This is a genomic window from Sphingomonas sp. DC1600-2, assembly GCF_049897605.1.
GTDB lineage: Bacteria > Pseudomonadota > Alphaproteobacteria > Sphingomonadales > Sphingomonadaceae > Sphingomonas.
The window spans coordinates 387,539-405,470 of the sequence record NZ_JAFCWO010000002.1 but is presented as its reverse complement, the minus strand read 5'-3'; the positions used below and the strand labels follow the sequence as shown (position 1 = coordinate 405,470).

The window sequence follows — 17,932 nt, the reverse complement described above, 5'->3', positions numbered from 1 at the left end:
TAGATCATGCTGCAACCGAAAAAGACCAAGTTCCGCAAGGCCTTCAAGGGCCGCATCCATGGCGACGCCAAGGGTGGCACCACGCTCAACTTCGGGTCGTACGGCCTGAAGGCGATGGAGCCGGATCGTCTCACCGCACGCCAGATCGAGGCGGCTCGCCGCGCGATCACGCGTCACATCAAGCGCCAGGGCCGTTTGTGGATCCGCGTTTTCCCGGACGTTCCCGTCTCGGGCAAGCCCGCCGAAGTCCGCATGGGTAAGGGCAAGGGTTCGCCGGAATATTGGGCAGCCCGCGTCAAGCCCGGCCGTATCCTGTTCGAACTGGACGGCGTTCCGGGCGACATCGCGGCCATGGCGTTCAGCCGTGCAGCGATGAAGCTGCCGATCAAGGTGAAGGTCGTTGCCCGTCTCGGCGACACCTCGCATCTGGGAGTTGCATAACATGGCGAAGATCGACACGCGTCGCTCCGACCTCAAGGCGAAGACCGAGGACCAGCTGGGCGAAGAGCTCGGCAACCTGAAGCGCGAGGCGTTCAACCTCCGTTTCCAGGCCGCGACCAACCAGCTCGAAAAGCCGAGCCGGGTCAAGGAAGTCCGTCGCGACATCGCTCGCATCAAGACCCTGCAGTCCGCGCGTTCGCGCGACACTGCGGCAAAGTAAGGATTTAGACATGCCAAAGCGCGTGCTGACGGGGCTGATCGTCTCCGACAAGGGCGACAAGACGGTGGTCGTGAACGTGGAGCGTAAGGTTAAGCACGCGCTCTATGGCAAGATCATCCGCCGTACGAAGAAGTATCATGCCCATGACGAGGGCAATGAGTTCAAGCAGGGTGAGACCGTGCGGATCGAAGAGACCGCGCCGATTTCCAAGCTGAAGACCTGGAAGGTGATCGATCGGGTCAACACCCACGCGACGCCGGACCGGGTCGACGTCGACGCATAAGAGCGGTGCCGCGTTCGCGCGGCTCCATTGATCGAGGCGGGGTCCGGTCGGTATCGGCCCCAGATGAGAAGGAAGCGGATCTATGATCCAGATGCAATCCAATCTCGAGGTCGCTGACAATAGCGGCGCGAAGCGGGTTATGTGCATCAAGGTGCTTGGCGGGTCCAAGCGTCGTGTTGCAGGCGTTGGCGACATCATCGTCGTCAGCGTGAAGGAGGCCGCACCGCGCGGCCGCGTGAAGAAGGGCGACGTGCACCGTGCCGTCATCGTGCGTACGGCGAAGGACATTCGCCGCGCCGATGGGTCGGTGATCCGCTTCGATTCGAACGCAGCCGTGCTGGTCAACAAGAACGAGGAGCCGATCGGCACCCGTATCTTTGGCCCAGTGGTTCGCGAACTGCGCGGCAAGAAGCACATGAAGATCATCAGTCTCGCGCCGGAGGTGCTGTAATGGCGACCGCAAAGATCAAGAAGGGCGACCGCGTCATCGTTCTGTCCGGCAAGGACAAGGGCAAGACCGGTGAAGTCACGCTGGCACTTCCGAAGGACGGCAAGGTCGTCGTTTCGGGCGTCAACGTTGCCGTTCGCCACGTAAAGCCGAGCCAGGGTGACCCGCAGGGTGGCCTGAAGCGCGCCGAAGCGCCGCTGCACGTCTCCAAGGTCGCCCACGTGACCGCCGACGGCAAGCCCACGCGCGTTCGTTTCGAGACCCAGGACGGCAAGAAAGTCCGTGTTGCGGTCAAGACCGGAGACAAGATCGATGGCTGATGCAGCTTACAAGCCCCGGATGAAGGGCATCTATGACGACAAGATCGTCAAGGCGATGACCGAAAAGTTCGGCTACAAGAACGCCATGGAAGTTCCGCGCATCGACAAGATCGTGCTGAACATGGGCGTTGGCGAAGCCACGCAGGACAAGAAGAAGGTCGACCAGGCCTTTGGCGAAATGGAATTGATCGCAGGGCAGAAGCCCGTCGTGACCAAGGCCAAGAAGTCGATTGCACAGTTCAAGCTGCGCGAAGGCATGCCGATCGGCGTGAAGGTTACCCTTCGCCGTGAGCGCATGTACGAATTCCTGGACCGTTTCATCACGATCGCGCTTCCCCGCGTTCGCGATTTCCGCGGGCTCAACCCCAAGTCGTTCGACGGACGCGGCAACTATGCCTGCGGCCTGAAGGAACAGCTGGTGTTCCCGGAAATCAGCTATGACCGGATCGACAAGATCCGCGGCCTGGACGTGATCGTGGCGACCACGGCGAAGACCGACGAGGAAGCGCGCGAGCTGCTCCGTCTGTTCGGTTTCCCGTTCCCGATCGAAGACGCTGACACCGAAAAGAAGGCGGCATAAGATGGCGAAGGTAAGTTCTGTCAACAAGAACGAGCGTCGCAAGATGCTGGTCAAGAAGTACGCCCCGAAGTACGCGGCGCTGAAGGCGATTGCCGCCGACACGACGCTCAGCGACGGCGAGCGGATCGAAGCCCGTCTCAAGATGGCTGAGATCCCCCGCAACGGGAACCCGACGCGCATCCGCAACCGCTGCGAGCTGACCGGTCGTCCGCGCGCATATTATCGCAAGTTCCGCCTCTGCCGTATTCAGCTGCGCGATCTGGCCAACAAGGGCCTGATCCCGGGCGTTACGAAGTCGAGCTGGTAAGGATCAACAGATGGCATTGACCGATCCCCTGGGTGATATGCTCACCCGCATCCGCAACGGCCAGCGCGCGCGCAAGGACTCCGTCCTGACGCCGGGCTCCAAGCTGCGGGCCCGCGTGCTCGACGTGCTCCAGCGCGAGGGCTACATTCGTGGCTACACCGAAGAGCAGATGGGCCCTGCGGCCGGCATCCGCATCGAGCTGAAGTATTTCGAGGGCCAGCCCGCGATCAAGCACGTCGCTCGCGTGTCCAAGCCTGGCCGTCGCGTCTATTCGGCTTCGACCGAACTGCCGCGGGTCATGAATGGCCTTGGCATCACGATCGTCTCCACGCCTCGCGGCGTTCTGTCCGACGCCGAAGCGCGCGAACAGAATGTCGGCGGCGAAGTCCTCGCGGAGGTGTTCTGATGAGCCGCATCGGTAAAAAGCCGGTCACGATCCCGAGCGGCGTGACCGCGACGATCGAAGGCCAGCAGCTCAGCGTGAAGGGCCCCAAGGGCACCCTCGCCATGCCGCTGCGCGAAGAGATCAGCTATGTGCTTGAAGATGGCGGCATCGCCGTCAACCCGGCCAATGAGACCAAGCGCGCTCGCGCATTTTGGGGCATGCAGCGCACGCTGGTGCAGAACCTCATCACCGGCGTGTCGGACGGCTTCACCAAGAAGCTGCTGATCAACGGCGTGGGCTACCGCGCTGCGGTTCAGGGCAAGACGCTGAACCTCAAGCTCGGCTACAGCCACGACGTCAACATCGACGTGCCGGAAGGGATCGAAGTCAAGACCCCGGACAACACGACGGTCGAGATTTCGGGTTCCGACAAGCAGAAGGTCGGCCAGCTGGCCGCTGAAATCCGTCGCTGGCGCAAGCCCGAGCCGTATAAGGGCAAGGGCATCAAGTACGACGGCGAGTTCATCTTCCGCAAGGAAGGGAAGAAGAAGTAATGTCGACCAAGGGTATGTCTCTCTTCGAGAAGCGGCGCCGCCGCAACCGCACCGCGCTCCGCGCGCGTGGATCGGGCCGTCCGCGGCTGTCGATCCATCGCTCGGGCCGCCACATCTATGCGCAGATTATCGACGACGCGCAGGGCGTGACGATCGCAGCTGCTTCGACGCTGGAAAAGGACGTGCGCGACACGTCCGGCGCCAACATCGACGCAGCAGTGGCCGTCGGCACCCGCATCGCCGAGGCCAGCAAGGCGGCGGGCGTGACGCAGGTCGTGTTCGATCGCGGTGGCTTCCTGTTCCACGGTCGCGTCAAGGCGTTGGCGACTGCCGCGCGTGAAGCCGGATTGGAGTTCTAATTATGGCTGACGACAACATTCCAACCGAAGCTACGGCAGCTCCCGAAGGCGCAGCCGCTCCCGACGCCCGCGGTCCCCGCGGCGGTCGTGGTCGCGGTGGCCCCGGCGGCGGTGGCCAGAATCGTGGCGGCCGTGACAACCGTGGCGGTCGCGACAATCGCGGTCGTGGCGGCCCCGGTGCCGATGATGGCGGCGAAGAGCTGATCGAGAAGCTGGTTCACATCAACCGCGTCTCGAAGACGGTCAAGGGCGGTAAGCGCTTCGGCTTCGCAGCTTTGGTCGTCGTGGGCGACGGCAAGGGCCGTGTCGGCTTCGGTCATGGCAAGGCACGCGAAGTGCCCGAAGCCATTTCCAAGGCGACGGCTGCTGCCAAGAAGGCAATGGTCCGCGTTCCGCTGAAGGAAGGCCGCACGCTGCATCATGACGGTAACGGTCACTTCGGTGCCGGTCTCGTCACGCTGCGCTCGGCACCGCAGGGAACGGGCATCATCGCCGGTGGCCCGATGCGCGCCGTGTTCGAATCGCTCGGCGTTGCCGACGTGGTGACCAAGTCGGTCGGTACGTCCAACCCGTACAACATGATCCGTGCGACCTTCGAGGCGCTGACCAGCCAGGTGAGCCCGAAGTCGGTTGCGCAGCGTCGTGGCAAGAAGATCGCCGATCTGCTCGGCCGTGGCGGTGCGGAAGCGCCCCAGGCTGAAGCCGAAGCGATCGTGGAGTAAAGACCCATGGCAACCATCAAGATCACGCAGACCGGTTCGCCGATCCGCCGCGAGAAGGACCAGCGCGCAACGCTGATCGGTCTCGGCCTCAACAAGATGCACCGCACGCGCGAGCTGCAGGACACGCCCGAAGTTCGTGGCATGATCCGCAAGGTCGCGCACATGGTGAAGATCGAGGCGTAAACTTCTTCTCCCTCTCCCCACAGGGGAGAGGGAGAAGAAGTAGACAAATCCGGGGCAGGGGGCTAACGGCCCCCTTCCTCATTTATCCAGCGCGTCAAAAGCGAAAGCGAGTGCACACATGAAACTTAATGATATCCGTGACAACGCCGGTGCGCGTAAGTCGAAAATGCGTGTCGGCCGTGGTATCGGTTCCGGCAAGGGCAAGACCGCAGGCCGCGGCCAGAAGGGCCAGAAGAGCCGCGAGGGCGTTTCCATCGCCGGTTTCGAAGGCGGCCAGATGCCGCTGCACATGCGGTTGCCGAAGCGTGGCTTCAACAACATCTTCGCCAAGGATTATGCTGAGGTGAACCTCGGCGCGATCCAGGTCGCGGTTGACGCGGGCAAGATCGAAGCCGGTGCGAGCCTCGACCATGACGCGCTGAAGGCCGCTGGCCTGGCACGCGGTGGCAAGGACGGCGTCCGTCTGCTCGGCAAGGGCGAACTGACCACCAAGCTGTCGTTCACGGTTGCCGGCGCGTCCAAGGGCGCGATCGAAGCGGTCGAGAAGGCCGGTGGTTCGGTCGACGTGATCCACGTCGTTCCTGCCGCTGAAAAGGCTGCCGCCAAGAAGGGCGTCAAGTATCGCGAGCGCAAGGCGCACAAGGAATCGTTTAAGGCGTAAGCCGGACGATCTGATACTCTTTGTCCCGAACAGCGACCCCGCTGTTCGGGACAAATCGTTTAAGGGATCCCGGCTTCTAGACGCGCTCTGTCGCTCCCTCCGTTCGTTTCGAGCGAAGTCGAGAAACAGGTATCAGGCGCTGCGCGGGGTTTCTCGACTAGGCTCGAAACGAACGGATAGGGGTAGGTTAGCGCGATCTCTTCGCGCAACCCATTAGACAAGCCCGCTTGGGCCCCTATATGAGCGGCGGGGCGGTAAAACGTTTCCCGCCCTTTTTGTTTCCGCCGCTACTGCATCCAGGACGATAGACGCACATGGCATCCGCAGCCGACCAGATGGCTTCCAGCATCAGCCTGTCGAAATTCGCACAGGCGACCGACCTCAAGAAGCGGCTGTGGTTTACCATCGGCGCTTTGATCGTTTTCCGCCTGCTCAGCTATGTGCCGCTGCCGGGGATCGATCCGACTGCGCTGACCGAACTGGCCAGCCGTACCAGCGGTGGCGTGCTCGATTTCTTCAACGCGTTCTCGGGCGGTTCGCTCAAGCGCGCCAGCTTGATCGCTTTGGGCGTCACACCCTACATCACCGCCTCGATCGTAGTGCAGCTCGCGACCTCGCTGTCGCCGACGCTCGCCGCGATCAAGAAGGAAGGCGAGAGCGGGCGCAAGCGGCTCAACCAATATACGCGCTACGGCACCGTCGCGCTGACCATCATCCAGGGCTATTTCCTGACGCTCGGCTTTGAGAGCCAGGGCGTCGTCGTGAACCCCGGCCCGATGTTCATCATCGGCTCGATCGTCAGCCTAGTCGGCGGCACCATGTTCCTGATGTGGATCGGTGAGCAGATCACCAGCCGCGGCATCGGCAACGGCATGTCGCTGATCATCATGGCCGGTATCGTCGCGAACTTGCCGACGACGCTCTACACGCTGGCCGAGGGCGGCCGCGCGGGCAACCTCGATGGGTTCAAGATCCTCGGCATCATCGTCGCGGTGGCGGGCCTGATCCTGTTCATCTGCTTCATGGAGCGCGCGCAGCGCCGCATCCTGATCCAATATCCCAAGCGGCAGACGCAGCGCGGCATGCAGGCCGATCGCAGCCATTTGCCGCTCAAGATCAACACGGCAGGCGTGATCCCGCCGATTTTCGCCTCGTCGCTGCTGCTGATGCCGCTGACGGTGATGCAGCTTGCGGGCAAACAGCCGACGGGCGGCAAGGAAACCTGGTGGGGCGATGTCGTCATCGGGCTCAACCAATATCTGCAGCATGGGTCGCTGGTGTACATGCTGCTCTACGGCGCGGGCATCGTCTTCTTCTCGTTCTTCTACACCGCCGTGGTGTTCAACCCGGAAGAGACCGCCGACAATCTCAAGCGCTATGGCGGCTTCATCCCCGGCATCCGCCCGGGCAAGAACACCGAGGCGTATTTCGACTATGTGCTGACGCGTATCACCGTGATCGGTGCCGGGTATCTGGCGATCATCTGCCTGTTGCCGGAATATCTGGTGTCGGCGCTGTCGATTCCCTTCTACCTTGGTGGCACTAGCTTGCTGATCGTGGTCAACGTAACAATGGATACGGTGACGCAGATTCAGAGCCATTTGCTTGCGCATCAATATGGCGATCTGATCAAGAAGGCGAAGCTGAAGGGCGGGCGTCTCCGCTAAAAGCGGGACGCGAGTCGCCACGGCGATTGGGGAGAGCGTATTGAACATCATCCTGTTGGGGCCGCCGGGAGCCGGCAAGGGCACCCAGGCCAGCCATCTCGAGGCGGATCGCGGTATGATCCAGCTTTCGACCGGCGACATGCTGCGCGCCGCGCGCAAGGCCGACACGCCGCTCGGCCATCAGGTTGCGGCGGTGATGGATTCGGGCGCGCTCGTATCCGACGAGATCGTTTCCGCGTTGATCGATGACAAGCTTGGCACGCTCTCGCCCGAGCAAGGCACGATCTTCGACGGATATCCGCGGACCGCGGCCCAGGTCGAATCGCTCGATACGATCCTTGCCCAGCATGGCCGCAAGCTCGACACCGTGATCGAACTCGACGTGAACGAGGACGCGCTCGTCGCGCGCATCGTCGGTCGCTATACCTGCGCCACCTGTGGTGCGGGCTATCACGACAGCTTCAAGCAGCCCAAGGTGGCGGGGATCTGCGACGTATGCGGCGGGCATGAATTCAAGCGCCGACCCGACGATAATGAGGAAACCGTGCGCACGCGCATGGCCGAATATCGCGCCAAGACCGAGCCGATCATCCCGATCTACCAGGCGCGCGGGTTGCTCGCGCGGGTCGATGGCATGGGCGACATTGCCGATGTTACGGGCGCAATCGAGGCGATTCTCGACGCTGGCTGATCGGTTGGCTCAAAAGGCAATGCGGGCTCACGCTGGCGGTTCGTGAGGCGTTTCTCGTTCGAATGACACTTTCGTCACCTCAGCGTCATCGCGGTGGACGCGCGCTCGGCGCATAACCGTGTCAGGCCATGCACGCTGGCCGGAAATGTATTCACGAGATCGACACTCGCACTCCCGGGAGTGTCGTTGGCCGGCGGAAGGCATGCTTTCCGTCGGCCTCATTTCATTCTAGGCACGAGGAAACCGCCCGGAATGCCGCCTGTGACCCGCAAGATTCTGATCGTCGAGGATGATAGCTCCACATCCGCCTATCTCGCCAAGGGCTTGAGCGAGGCGGGTTTTGCGGTCGAATCCTGCTCGGATGGGCGCGACGGATTGTTTCTGGCGAGCGAAGGCATTTTCGATCTCATCATCGCCGATCGCATGTTGCCGGGGCTGAACGGCATTGCGATGCTCGGCGCGATTCGCGCGGCCGGGGTGCGTACGCCGACCTTGATTCTCTCGGCGCTGGGCACCGTCGACGACCGGATCGACGGATTGAACGCCGGGGCGGACGATTATCTGGTCAAGCCGTTCTCCTTTGCCGAACTGACCGCGCGCATCGACGCGATCTTCCGCCGCGTCGATCGCGGCGTAGGGGAGGGGCAGGCGACGCGATTGTCGGTCGGCGATCTGGAGATCGACTTGCTCGCACGCACCGTCGCGCGCGCGGGGCGGCCAATTCAGCTTGGCGCGCGCGAATTCAATCTCCTCGAATATCTCGCGCGCCATGCCGGGCAGGTTGTCACGCGCACGATGATGTTGGAGAAGATCTGGAACTATCATTTCGATCCCGGATCGAACGTGGTCGATGTGCATATCGGGCGGTTGCGTCGCAAGCTCGAGGAGGGCTTCGCCGCGCCGATCCTGCACACCGTGCGTGGGGCCGGGTATCGGCTCTCGGTCGAGCCATAGCCATTTCCCTGTCGTCCCGCCTGTCGGTAACCGCGCGTATTGCGCTGCTGGCGATCCTGCTGGGACTGACGTCCAACGTCGTACTGGTCGCGTTCGTGTGGAAGCTCGTCCGCGACGAGGCGATTGACGAGTTGCGACGCGATACCGTCGAGCAATCGGAGGGGCTGGCGGCGATTTATCGCGCGGGCGGCCTGGCTGCGCTGGCGCGTACCATCGATGAGGGGCGCGCAACCGGGGATCGCTCGCGCATCGTCACGGTAATCGCCGCCGACGGGCGACGCGTCGCCGGCCTCGGCCCGGCGATCGTCGGCAGCGGCGCACTGGCACCGACGGTGTTCCGCATCGGCCGTATGGGGGATTCGAGTCCGTGGCTGGAACGCGAGGCCGGTTATGCGGTGCGCCAGATTGGCCCGTATCGCTTGGTCAGCGGGCGCTTGCTCGATGACTGGGAGCAGGAGCAGCGCGGGATCGAACGCGCGCTCGCCGCAGCGATGCTCCTGTCGCTGGCGCTTGGCATTGGCGGTGGCCTGATCGTCACGCGCTATGTCGGGCGGCGGCTCGACCGGGTTGCCGACGTGATCGAGGGGGTGGCCAGCGGCGACCTGTCGCGGCGCGTGGTGAACAGTGCCGCCGGACACGCGGGTGGCGGGGATGCCTTCGACCGGCTGGCGACGCGGCTCAATGCGATGCTCGACAAGACCGAAAGGCTGATGACCGAATTGCGCATCGTGACCGATGGCCTGGCGCATGACTTGCGCTCTCCGCTCGCCAGGTTGCGGGCAAAAGCCGAGGTCGCCGTGTTGCAGGCCGATCCGGCGCAGCGCGAGGCGGCGATGGGCGGGCTGCTGATCGAGACCGATCTGGTGATGCGGATACTGTCGACGATGATCGAAATCACGCGCGCCGAATCGGTCCCGCGCGATCGCCTTGCGCCGATCGACCCGGCCGCGTTGATGGAAGAGATTGTCGACCTCTACGGGCCGGTGGTCGAGGATGCCGGGATGCGGTTCGAGGTCGCGATCGACGCGCATCCGCCGCACATTGTGCTCCACCGCGAGTTGATGACCCAAGCGATTGCCAATTTGATCGACAATGCGCTGCGCCATGCCGCACAGGGCGAAGAGATTCAGCTCGGGCTGGTGATCGGCCCGGACGAGGCGCGCTTTCAGGTTGCCGATCGCGGCCCAGGCATTGCCGAGGCCGACCGTGCGCAGGCGCTGCGGCGGTTCGGGCGGCTGGATGTCGCGCGCAGCGTGCCGGGGGCGGGGCTCGGCATGGCGCTGGTCGAGGCGGTCGCGCGGCTGCATGGCGGGCGTCTGGAACTGGGCGACCACGCGCCCGGCCTGATCGTGGCGATCGTCATCCCACTGACGGCGTGATCGGGCGCTTGACAGCAGGTGAGTCGGGTCTTAACGCACTTCCATTCCGAAACACCGGTCTCCGGCGGCGCATGTTTGCGCTCGCCGGTGTCGTGCGTTACGGTAGGCAACGCGATGAGATGGGGTCCGCAGCCATGCGCACCCTGTGGAGCAGGAGAACAAGTTCATGGCACGTATCGCCGGGGTCAACATCCCGACCAACAAGCGCGTTGTTATTGCGCTCACCTACATTCACGGCATTGGCGACACCAAGGCCAAGGAAATCGTCACCAAGCTCGGCATCCCGCTGACCGCGCGCGTGCAGGACCTGACCGACCAGGAAGTCCTCCACATCCGCGAGACCATCGACGCCGACTATACCGTCGAGGGTGATCTTCGTCGCCAGGTTGCGATGAACATCAAGCGCCTGATGGATCTGGCCTGCTATCGCGGCCTGCGTCATCGCAAGGGCCTGCCGGTTCGTGGCCAGCGTACGCATACCAATGCGCGCACTCGCAAGGGCAAGGCCAAGCCGATCGCCGGTAAGAAGAAGTGAGCTTGAGCCGCGGGTGACCGCGGCTCGCTCCTCGACGAAGGATTAGGGACAGACAATGGCACGTGAACCACAGCGCATTAAGCGCCGCGAACGCAAGAACATCACCTCGGGCGTTGCCCATGTGAACGCAAGCTTCAACAACACGATGATCACGATCACCGATGCCCAGGGCAACGCGATCAGCTGGTCGTCGGCAGGGGCGATGGGCTTCAAGGGCTCGCGCAAGTCGACGCCGTACGCCGCGCAGGTCGCAGCGGAAGACGCCGGCAAGAAGGCCGCCGAACATGGCGTCCGCACGCTCGAAGTCGAAGTGAAGGGCCCCGGTTCGGGCCGTGAGTCGGCGCTGCGCGCATTGCAGGCCGTCGGCTTCCAGATCACTTCGATCCGCGACGTGACCTCGATCCCGCACAACGGCGTCCGCCCGTCGAAGCGCCGTCGCGTCTGACTTCGTCTCGACCGTGCGCGGTTGATCGCGCTGCACGGTTCGATTCATATATGGCCGGGATTGCCCCATTCCGGCCCAAAACCAAGGGATAGCCTATGTCCGTCAATGCAAAGAACTGGCAGGAATTGAAGAAGCCGTCCGGCCTCGAAAAGAAGCCCGGCGGAGACGGCAAGCGCAAGGCGACCTTCATCGCCGAGCCGCTGGAGCGTGGCTTCGGCCTGACGCTGGGCAACGCGCTGCGTCGCGTGCTGCTGTCCTCGCTGCAGGGTGCGGCCGTCACCTCGATCAAGATCGAGAACGTTCTGCATGAATTCTCCTCGCTCGCGGGCGTTCGCGAGGACGTAACCGACATCGTGCTGAACGTGAAGCAAATCGCGCTGCGCATGCAGGGCGAGGGACCGAAGCGGCTTCAGCTTTCGGCAACGGGCCCTGGCCCGGTCAAGGCGGGCGACATTGCGGTTTCGGGCGACATCGAAGTGATGAACCCGCAGCTGGTGCTGTGCCACCTCGACGATGGCGCGACGCTGAACATGGAACTGACCGCCGATGTCGGTAAGGGCTATGTCGCAGCGGTTGCCAACCGTCCGGCCGATGCGCCGATCGGCCTGATCCCGGTCGATGCGCTGTATTCGCCGGTCAAGCAGGTCAGCTACAAGGTCGAGAACACCCGCGTCGGGCAGGAACTCGATTATGACAAGCTGACGCTGACGGTCGAGACCGACGGCACGATCAGCCCTGAGGACGCGGTTGGCTATGCCGGTCGCATTCTGCAGGACCAGCTGGCTTTGTTCGTGCACTTCGACGATTCGTCGGTCACGCGCGCAGCCCCGATCGGCCATGCTGCCCCGGCGGCGACCGGTGGCGAAGTCGCTGGCGACACGCAGCAGATCAACCGCTACCTGCTCAAGAAGGTCGACGAGCTCGAACTGTCGGTGCGCTCGGCCAACTGCCTCAAGAACGACAACATCATCTATATCGGCGATCTGGTCCAGAAGACCGAAGCCGAGATGCTGCGCACGCCGAACTTCGGCCGCAAGTCGCTCAACGAGATCAAGGAAGTGCTCTCCTCGATGGGGCTGCGCCTCGGCATGGAAATCCCGGGCTGGCCGCCTGAGAACATCGAAGAGATGGCCAAGAAGCTTGAACAAGAGATTATGGGCTAAGGCACGTCGCCCCGGCGCAGGCCGGGGCCGCCTCGCGCAAGTGCGGAGCGAGTGCCCCATAACCAAACGGCCCCGGCCCTAGCCGGGGTGACGGTCATTTCGGTGGGCGAACCGTCCCCACCTGGTCTGGGGTACCTCACACGGCCCCATAACGAACGAAGGAAAATACCATGCGTCATCGCGTAGGCGGTCGTAAACTGCAGCGTACCTCGGCACATCGCATCGCGTTGTTCCGCAACATGTCCGCTGCCCTCATCAAGCACGAGCAGATCACCACCACCGTCGCCAAGGCGAAGGAACTGCGTCCTTACGTCGAGAAGCTGATCACGCTGGCGAAGAAGGGTGGCCTGTCCAACCGTCGCCTTGCGCACGCCCGGCTGCTTGACGATGCGCAGCTGGTCAAGCTGTTCGACGTTCTGGCATCGCGCTATGCCGATCGCAACGGCGGCTACACCCGCATCATCAAGGCCGGCATCCGCTTGTCGGACGCATCGCCGATGGCGATCATCGAATTCGTCGACCGCGACGTCAGCGCCAAGGGCCAGGATTCGGGTCCGGTGCTGAACGACGGCGAGTATGACGAGGCGGCGTGAGCTTAGCGTAGCTAAGCACCGCTTTTCGCCTCGTCCGGCCGACGGCGCATAAAGCGCCGTTCGACGGCGTGGCTTCGCCACGACGCGGATGTAGCGGGTGATGCGATCAAGAGATTGAGAAAGGAGCCCCACTCGGTAGAGTGTGGCTCCTTTTTTCGTTTTGGAGCCCTACATGCGCTTGACCCTGCCGCTGATTGCTCTCGTTCTCGCGGCTCCCGCGCAACTACAGGCTCAAAGCATGCATTATCCCGAAACCCGCCGCGTCACCCAAGTCGACGAACAGTTCGGCGTGAAGGTCGCCGATCCCTATCGCTGGCTTGAAAACGATGTGCGCACCGATGCCGAGGTCGCGAAGTGGGTGGCGGACGAGAATGCCGTCACCAACGCCTATCTGGCGACGCTGCCCGGCCGCGACATCTTTGCGGCGCGGTTGAAGACGTTGCTCGATTATGAGCGTTTTGGTGTGCCGTTCAAAAAGGGCGGCCACTATTTCTACACCCACAATAGCGGCCTGCAGAACCAAGCGGTACTGTATGTGCGCGACAGCGTCGATGGCGCGGGGCGGGTGTTGATCGACCCCAATGGCTGGTCGAAGGACGGCGCGACCGCGCTCGCCGAGTGGAGCCCATCGGAGGACGGCAAGAAGCTCGCTTATGCGGTGCAGGATGGCGGCACCGACTGGCGCACGGTCAAGGTGCTCGACGTGGCCAGCGGCGCGGTTTCGGACACGATCGAGTGGGTGAAGTTTCGGGCCTCGCCTGGGCGAAGGATGGCTCGGGCTTCTATTATTCGCGCTTCGCAGCGCCCGCCGCCGGGGCGAAGTTCCAGGCGCTGAACGAGAACCAGCAAATCTATTTCCACAAGCTCGGCACCGCGCAGGCGGCCGACCCGCTGATCTACGCCACGCCCGAGAGCCCCAAGCTCGGCCACACCGCGCAAGTGACCGATGACGGCAAATGGCTGGTCATCACGACGCATGAAGGCACCGACAACCGCTATCAGATCACTGTGATCGACCTGACCGCGCCCAAGCCCGTGCCGCGCACGATCTTCAAGGGGCTGGACTATGAGTGGAGCCTGGTCGGCAATGTCGGCGGTAACTTTTATTGGGTGACCAACAAGAATGCGCCGCGCGGCCGGATCGTCGCGACCAATCTTTACGCGCGCTCGGCCGAAGTACCCGAGCAGGAACTCGTGGCGCAGGGCAAGGATGTGCTCGCCGGTGCCTCGCTTGTCGGTGGTAAGTTGCTGGTGTCCTACCTCGCCGACGTGAAGAGCGAGATCCGCCGCTACACGCTGGACGGCAAGCCCGATGGCGTAGTGCCGCTGCCCGGCATCGGCGCGGCCGGGGGCTTTGGCGGCGAGGAGGGCGATCCCGAGACCTTCTTTGCCTTCACCAGCTTCGCCACGCCGACGACGATCTATCGCTATGACGTGACCACCGGGCAGGCGACGCCATGGGCCGCGCCGAAGGTGGCGTTCGATCCGGCGCGTTACTCGGTCGAACAGCGTTTCTATGCGTCCAAGGATGGCACGCAGGTGCCGATGTTCGTCGTCCGCCGCAAGGATGTCACCGGACCCGCCCCGACCTTGCTCTATGCCTATGGCGGCTTCAACATTTCGGTGACGCCGACTTTCTCGGCGACGCGGTTGGCGTGGCTGGAGCAGGGCGGGGTGCTGGCGGTCGCCAACATTCGCGGCGGCGGCGAATATGGCAAGGCGTGGCACGATGGCGGTCGCCTGGCCAACAAGCAGAATGTGTTCGACGATTTCATCGCCGCGGGCGAATATCTGAAGGCGCAAGGCATAACCGGCAAGGACCAGCTCGCCATTCAGGGCGGATCGAATGGCGGCTTGCTGGTGGGCGCGGTGACCAATCAGCGCCCCGACCTTTTCGCGGCGGCGTTGCCCGCAGTAGGCGTGATGGACATGCTGCGCTTCGACCGCTTCACCGCCGGGCGCTATTGGGTCGATGACTATGGCTATCCGTCGAAGGAAGCCGATTTCAAGACGCTCTACGCCTATTCGCCCTATCACAATATCCGCGCGGGCAAGGCGTACCCGGCGATCCTGGCCGAGACCGCCGATACCGACGACCGCGTCGTGCCGGGGCATACCTTCAAATATACCGCGATGCTGCAATCGCTCGACCTGGGGCCGAAGCCACGGCTGGTGCGGATCGAGACGCGCGCAGGCCATGGCTCGGGCAAGCCGACCGACAAGGTGATCGCCGAAACCGCCGACGCCTGGGCGTTCGCGGCGAAGTGGACGGGGCTGACGGTCAAGCCGGTCGAGTAAGCCGCGCGGCAGGGTGGGGGGAGGCTTACCCCTCCCGCCACACCAGCAATTGGTTGCCGTCATGCACCCCGGCGATCCGCACCGGGGTGCCCGCTGGAAGATCGAGCGGCGTGTCGAACGGATAGAATTGCGCACCCCAATGCGATTTGGCGGCGGGGCCCGGGCGGTTCTCATAGGTGCCCTCGGCGTCGAGATCGAGCCGGATCCACTGCACGATCCCGCAGACGGGCGTGCCGTCGCTGACCAGCGTCGTTTCGGCACGGTGCGGCTCGCGCGCGGCCTTGCCGGTGAAATCGAACGCCAACAAGGCGGCGGGCGCGCTGTGTAGTGAGAGCGTCGCGTCGCTGACTGCGACGTTGCGCGGCACCTGCGCCAGCGTGTTGAACCCGTCGAGATCGAACCCGGCGACCTCCGCCATGTGGGTTTGAGCCGCTCCGCTCCAATTGGCCAACGCGACCATCACTGCGCCGCCCTGTGGGATCATCTGCCCGCCGGGGGCCAGCAACCGCGATGCCGCATCCGCCAGCGTGTTCAGCACACCTTCGGCGAGCAGGTTGTTCGAGACGATTTCGGACACGATCACATCGGCGCGGCCCTCGAGATCGGATTCGAGATCAAGTTCGGTCGAATTGCCGGTGACGACGCGAATACGGTCGGCATAGCCATTGGCGGCGACGATGCGCGTCGCGGAATCGGCGATTGCGGGGTTTTCCTCGCACGCAACAACGCGCCCCGCGCCGGCGCGCGCGGCCATCATCGACAGCAGGCCGCTGCCTGCGCCGATATCGAGCACATGTGTGCCCGGCGTCACCGCTCGCCGGATTGCGGCATCGAAAGCGGCGTTGCGCGGTTCGTCGCGCAGCATATTGAAATGCCAGCGCGGCACGCTTTGCCCAATCAATTGCTGAGTGCGCGCGGCGACCTCCCCGTCATCGGGGGCGAGCGCGCGCGCTTCGGTCGCCAGCGGAAAAACCCGGCCGCGCAGTCCGATCTTCGACGCGAGCCCGGCGAGCCCCGCCAGTTTGCGGCCATCTCTCCCCGCCGCTTCGACCATTGGCTCGAAGCCAGCGCGGGCGACCGCTTTCATATCCCGCTTGTCGTTCATATGGCCCCCAAAGCTCTTCCCCCACAGCGCGTATCTGCTATCTGGCCGCATGACCCATCAGACCGACTCCATCCTCATCGTCGATTTCGGCAGCCAGGTAACGCAATTGATCGCGCGGCGCGTGCGTGAGGCTGGCGTCTACAGCGAGATCGCTCCCTTCACCACCGCCGATGCGGCCTTCGCCCGGATGAGCCCCAAAGGCGTGATCCTCTCGGGCAGCCCGGCTTCGGTTCTGGAGGAAGGATCGCCGCGTATCCCGCAGGCGATTCTCGATAGCGGCGTGCCGATCATGGGCATTTGCTATGGCCAGCAAGTGCTGATGCACCAGTTGGGCGGCAGCGTGACGCTCGGCGAAAGTGGCGAGTTCGGTCATGCCGTAATCGAAGTGACCGACCATTGCGCGCTGTTCGACGGCGTGTGGCAGCCGGGCGAAAAGCACACTGTGTGGATGAGCCATGGCGACAAGGTGACCGCGCTCGCCCCCGGCTTCCGCCCGGTCGCGGTCAGCCCCGGTTCGCCGATCGCGGTCGTCGCGGACGAAGCGCGCAAATATTACGCCACGCAATTCCACATGGAAGTGGCGCACACGCCCGATGGCGCCAAGCTGATCGCCAATTTCGCGCGGCACGTCTGCGGCCTGACCGGTGACTGGACGATGGCCGAATTCCGCGCCGCCAAGATCGCCGAGATCCGCGCGCAGGTGGGCAAGGGCCGGGTGATTTGCGGCCTGTCCGGCGGGGTCGACAGTGCGGTGGCGGCGGTGCTGATCCATGAAGCGATTGGCGCACAACTCACCTGCGTGTTCGTCGATCACGGCCTGATGCGCAGCGGCGAGGCCGAGCAAGTCGTCTCGCTGTTCCGCAACCATTACAACATCCCGCTGGTGCATGTGGATGCCGAGGCGACCTTCCTCGAAGGGCTGGCGGGCGTCACCGATCCCGAGGCCAAGCGCAAGTTTATCGGCGCGGCGTTCATCGATATCTTCGAGGCCGAGGCGAAAAAGGTGGGCGGGGCCGATTTCCTCGCGCAGGGCACGCTCTACCCCGATGTGATCGAAAGCGTGAGCTTCACCGGCGGCCCATCGGTGACGATCAAGAGCCACCACAATGTCGGCGGCCTGCCCGCGCGGATGAACATGCAACTGGTCGAGCCGCTGCGCGAACTGTTCAAGGACGAAGTTCGTGCGCTGGGGCGTGAGCTTGGGCTGACCGAGGCGTTCGTTGGGCGGCATCCGTTCCCTGGGCCGGGCCTTGCCATCCGCATTCCGGGCGAAGTGACCAAGGAGCGCTGCGACATCCTGCGCAAGGCCGATGCGATCTATCTCGAGGAGATTCGCGCGGCGGGGCTGTACGACACGATTTGGCAGGCGTTCGCGGTGCTGCTGCCGGTGCGCAGCGTCGGCGTGATGGGCGACGGGCGCACCTATGACAATGTGCTGGCGCTGCGCGCCGTCACCTCGACCGACGGCATGACCGCCGAGGCTTTCCAGTTCCCGGGTGACTTCCTGCCGCGCGTGGCGACGCGGATCGTCAACGAGGTCAAGGGCATCAACCGCGTTACCTATGACTATACGAGCAAGCCGCCCGGCACGATCGAGTGGGAATGACGCGCGGAGCCCGGCGGCAGCATCGGGGGTGAC

The 17,932-nt window shown here is 63.8% G+C and carries 23 protein-coding genes and 1 pseudogene; 23 read left to right on the top strand and 1 reads right to left on the bottom strand.

The genetic code is table 11. The features are described 5' to 3' along the window. The first annotated feature begins 6 nt into the window (after positions 1-6). The 22 genes and pseudogenes from rplP (at position 7) to ACP7BL_RS05300 (ending at position 15,188) form a co-directional block, all read left to right on the top strand. Entirely contained in the window at positions 7-441 is a 435-nt protein-coding gene (rplP, locus tag ACP7BL_RS05405) for a 50S ribosomal protein L16 (RefSeq protein ID WP_010164579.1), read from the top strand. A 1-nt stretch (position 442) separates the two neighbouring features. Continuing rightward, positions 443-661: a 50S ribosomal protein L29 gene (gene rpmC, locus ACP7BL_RS05400; protein WP_010403727.1), complete on the top strand. Its 219-nt coding sequence runs from the start codon at positions 443-445 to the stop codon at positions 659-661. A 10-nt stretch (positions 662-671) separates the two neighbouring features. Next, entirely contained in the window at positions 672-944 is a 273-nt protein-coding gene (gene rpsQ, locus ACP7BL_RS05395) for a 30S ribosomal protein S17 (RefSeq protein ID WP_010403725.1), read from the top strand. Between the two features lie 82 nt (positions 945-1,026). Next, on the top strand, positions 1,027-1,395 hold the full coding sequence (gene rplN, locus ACP7BL_RS05390; protein WP_010403723.1) for a 50S ribosomal protein L14: 369 nt from the start codon (positions 1,027-1,029) through the stop codon (positions 1,393-1,395). Then, positions 1,395-1,712, top strand: coding sequence for a 50S ribosomal protein L24 (gene rplX / locus ACP7BL_RS05385; protein WP_033964933.1), 318 nt, complete (start codon positions 1,395-1,397; stop codon positions 1,710-1,712). The genes rplN and rplX overlap by 1 nt, the downstream gene beginning before the upstream one ends. Beyond that, the gene (rplE, locus tag ACP7BL_RS05380; RefSeq protein ID WP_010403719.1) at positions 1,705-2,292 is read left to right on the top strand and encodes a 50S ribosomal protein L5; all 588 of its coding nucleotides are present in this window, start codon (positions 1,705-1,707) and stop codon (positions 2,290-2,292) included. The genes rplX and rplE overlap by 8 nt, the downstream gene beginning before the upstream one ends. 1 nt (position 2,293) lies before the next feature. Continuing rightward, positions 2,294-2,599, top strand: coding sequence for a 30S ribosomal protein S14 (gene rpsN, locus ACP7BL_RS05375; RefSeq protein ID WP_033964931.1), 306 nt, complete (start codon positions 2,294-2,296; stop codon positions 2,597-2,599). 10 nt (positions 2,600-2,609) lie between these two features. Then, complete coding sequence (rpsH, locus tag ACP7BL_RS05370; protein ID WP_033964930.1) at positions 2,610-3,005, top strand: 30S ribosomal protein S8; 396 nt, start codon at positions 2,610-2,612, stop codon at positions 3,003-3,005. Next, positions 3,005-3,538 carry a 50S ribosomal protein L6 gene (rplF, locus tag ACP7BL_RS05365; protein WP_010403714.1) on the top strand — a complete coding sequence of 178 codons (534 nt, stop codon included), beginning with the start codon at positions 3,005-3,007 and terminating at the stop codon, positions 3,536-3,538. The genes rpsH and rplF overlap by 1 nt, the downstream gene beginning before the upstream one ends. After that, complete coding sequence (rplR, locus tag ACP7BL_RS05360; protein WP_033964929.1) at positions 3,538-3,897, top strand: 50S ribosomal protein L18; 360 nt, start codon at positions 3,538-3,540, stop codon at positions 3,895-3,897. Before rplF ends, rplR begins: the two co-directional genes overlap by 1 nt. A gap of 2 nt (positions 3,898-3,899) precedes the next feature. After that, entirely contained in the window at positions 3,900-4,619 is a 720-nt protein-coding gene (gene rpsE / locus ACP7BL_RS05355) for a 30S ribosomal protein S5 (protein WP_010403712.1), read from the top strand. 6 nt (positions 4,620-4,625) lie between these two features. Beyond that, entirely contained in the window at positions 4,626-4,802 is a 177-nt protein-coding gene (gene rpmD, locus ACP7BL_RS05350; RefSeq protein WP_010403711.1) for a 50S ribosomal protein L30, read from the top strand. Between the two features lie 118 nt (positions 4,803-4,920). After that, a complete protein-coding gene (gene rplO, locus ACP7BL_RS05345) occupies positions 4,921-5,463 on the top strand; it encodes a 50S ribosomal protein L15 (protein WP_033964928.1) in 543 nt (180 codons plus the stop codon). Between the two features lie 314 nt (positions 5,464-5,777). Continuing rightward, on the top strand, positions 5,778-7,130 hold the full coding sequence (secY, locus tag ACP7BL_RS05340) for a preprotein translocase subunit SecY (protein ID WP_033964927.1): 1,353 nt from the start codon (positions 5,778-5,780) through the stop codon (positions 7,128-7,130). Between the two features lie 40 nt (positions 7,131-7,170). Beyond that, positions 7,171-7,821 carry an adenylate kinase gene (locus ACP7BL_RS05335; RefSeq protein ID WP_426257804.1) on the top strand — a complete coding sequence of 217 codons (651 nt, stop codon included), beginning with the start codon at positions 7,171-7,173 and terminating at the stop codon, positions 7,819-7,821. A gap of 261 nt (positions 7,822-8,082) precedes the next feature. Next, positions 8,083-8,775, top strand: a complete 693-nt coding sequence (locus ACP7BL_RS05330; protein WP_126847128.1) for a response regulator transcription factor — start codon at positions 8,083-8,085, stop codon at positions 8,773-8,775. A 95-nt stretch (positions 8,776-8,870) separates the two neighbouring features. Next, complete coding sequence (locus ACP7BL_RS05325; protein WP_260591530.1) at positions 8,871-10,154, top strand: HAMP domain-containing sensor histidine kinase; 1,284 nt, start codon at positions 8,871-8,873, stop codon at positions 10,152-10,154. A 166-nt stretch (positions 10,155-10,320) separates the two neighbouring features. Then, complete coding sequence (gene rpsM, locus ACP7BL_RS05320; RefSeq protein ID WP_033964976.1) at positions 10,321-10,689, top strand: 30S ribosomal protein S13; 369 nt, start codon at positions 10,321-10,323, stop codon at positions 10,687-10,689. A 55-nt stretch (positions 10,690-10,744) separates the two neighbouring features. Next, complete coding sequence (rpsK, locus tag ACP7BL_RS05315) at positions 10,745-11,134, top strand: 30S ribosomal protein S11 (RefSeq protein ID WP_010164557.1); 390 nt, start codon at positions 10,745-10,747, stop codon at positions 11,132-11,134. 95 nt (positions 11,135-11,229) lie between these two features. Further along, positions 11,230-12,297 (top strand): DNA-directed RNA polymerase subunit alpha, encoded by a 1,068-nt coding sequence (locus tag ACP7BL_RS05310; protein WP_426257803.1) that lies wholly within the window; start codon positions 11,230-11,232, stop codon positions 12,295-12,297. A 170-nt stretch (positions 12,298-12,467) separates the two neighbouring features. Further along, positions 12,468-12,890 carry a 50S ribosomal protein L17 gene (rplQ, locus tag ACP7BL_RS05305; protein ID WP_126847133.1) on the top strand — a complete coding sequence of 141 codons (423 nt, stop codon included), beginning with the start codon at positions 12,468-12,470 and terminating at the stop codon, positions 12,888-12,890. A 172-nt stretch (positions 12,891-13,062) separates the two neighbouring features. Continuing rightward, positions 13,063-15,188 (top strand): annotated as a pseudogene (locus tag ACP7BL_RS05300) (prolyl oligopeptidase family serine peptidase). A gap of 25 nt (positions 15,189-15,213) precedes the next feature. Here the strand turns inward: ACP7BL_RS05300 and ACP7BL_RS05295 are convergent. Further along, positions 15,214-16,293 (bottom strand): 50S ribosomal protein L11 methyltransferase, encoded by a 1,080-nt coding sequence (locus tag ACP7BL_RS05295; RefSeq protein WP_426257802.1) that lies wholly within the window; start codon positions 16,291-16,293, stop codon positions 15,214-15,216. A 49-nt stretch (positions 16,294-16,342) separates the two neighbouring features. On the opposite strand from ACP7BL_RS05295, the gene guaA reads away from it, so the two are divergent. Next, entirely contained in the window at positions 16,343-17,899 is a 1,557-nt protein-coding gene (gene guaA / locus ACP7BL_RS05290) for a glutamine-hydrolyzing GMP synthase (RefSeq protein ID WP_033964921.1), read from the top strand. Positions 17,900-17,932: the final 33 nt, after the last annotated feature.

Coding starts and splice junctions, on each gene's coding strand:
- rplP (WP_010164579.1), top strand. CDS start 7: ATGCTGCAACCGAAAAAGACCAAGTTCCGCAAGGCCTTCAAGGGCCGC.
- rpmC (WP_010403727.1), top strand. CDS start 443: ATGGCGAAGATCGACACGCGTCGCTCCGACCTCAAGGCGAAGACCGAG.
- rpsQ (WP_010403725.1), top strand. CDS start 672: ATGCCAAAGCGCGTGCTGACGGGGCTGATCGTCTCCGACAAGGGCGAC.
- rplN (WP_010403723.1), top strand. CDS start 1,027: ATGATCCAGATGCAATCCAATCTCGAGGTCGCTGACAATAGCGGCGCG.
- rplX (WP_033964933.1), top strand. CDS start 1,395: ATGGCGACCGCAAAGATCAAGAAGGGCGACCGCGTCATCGTTCTGTCC.
- rplE (WP_010403719.1), top strand. CDS start 1,705: ATGGCTGATGCAGCTTACAAGCCCCGGATGAAGGGCATCTATGACGAC.
- rpsN (WP_033964931.1), top strand. CDS start 2,294: ATGGCGAAGGTAAGTTCTGTCAACAAGAACGAGCGTCGCAAGATGCTG.
- rpsH (WP_033964930.1), top strand. CDS start 2,610: ATGGCATTGACCGATCCCCTGGGTGATATGCTCACCCGCATCCGCAAC.
- rplF (WP_010403714.1), top strand. CDS start 3,005: ATGAGCCGCATCGGTAAAAAGCCGGTCACGATCCCGAGCGGCGTGACC.
- rplR (WP_033964929.1), top strand. CDS start 3,538: ATGTCGACCAAGGGTATGTCTCTCTTCGAGAAGCGGCGCCGCCGCAAC.
- rpsE (WP_010403712.1), top strand. CDS start 3,900: ATGGCTGACGACAACATTCCAACCGAAGCTACGGCAGCTCCCGAAGGC.
- rpmD (WP_010403711.1), top strand. CDS start 4,626: ATGGCAACCATCAAGATCACGCAGACCGGTTCGCCGATCCGCCGCGAG.
- rplO (WP_033964928.1), top strand. CDS start 4,921: ATGAAACTTAATGATATCCGTGACAACGCCGGTGCGCGTAAGTCGAAA.
- secY (WP_033964927.1), top strand. CDS start 5,778: ATGGCATCCGCAGCCGACCAGATGGCTTCCAGCATCAGCCTGTCGAAA.
- rpsM (WP_033964976.1), top strand. CDS start 10,321: ATGGCACGTATCGCCGGGGTCAACATCCCGACCAACAAGCGCGTTGTT.
- rpsK (WP_010164557.1), top strand. CDS start 10,745: ATGGCACGTGAACCACAGCGCATTAAGCGCCGCGAACGCAAGAACATC.
- ACP7BL_RS05310 (WP_426257803.1), top strand. CDS start 11,230: ATGTCCGTCAATGCAAAGAACTGGCAGGAATTGAAGAAGCCGTCCGGC.
- rplQ (WP_126847133.1), top strand. CDS start 12,468: ATGCGTCATCGCGTAGGCGGTCGTAAACTGCAGCGTACCTCGGCACAT.
- ACP7BL_RS05295 (WP_426257802.1), bottom strand. CDS start 16,293: ATGAACGACAAGCGGGATATGAAAGCGGTCGCCCGCGCTGGCTTCGAG.
- guaA (WP_033964921.1), top strand. CDS start 16,343: ATGACCCATCAGACCGACTCCATCCTCATCGTCGATTTCGGCAGCCAG.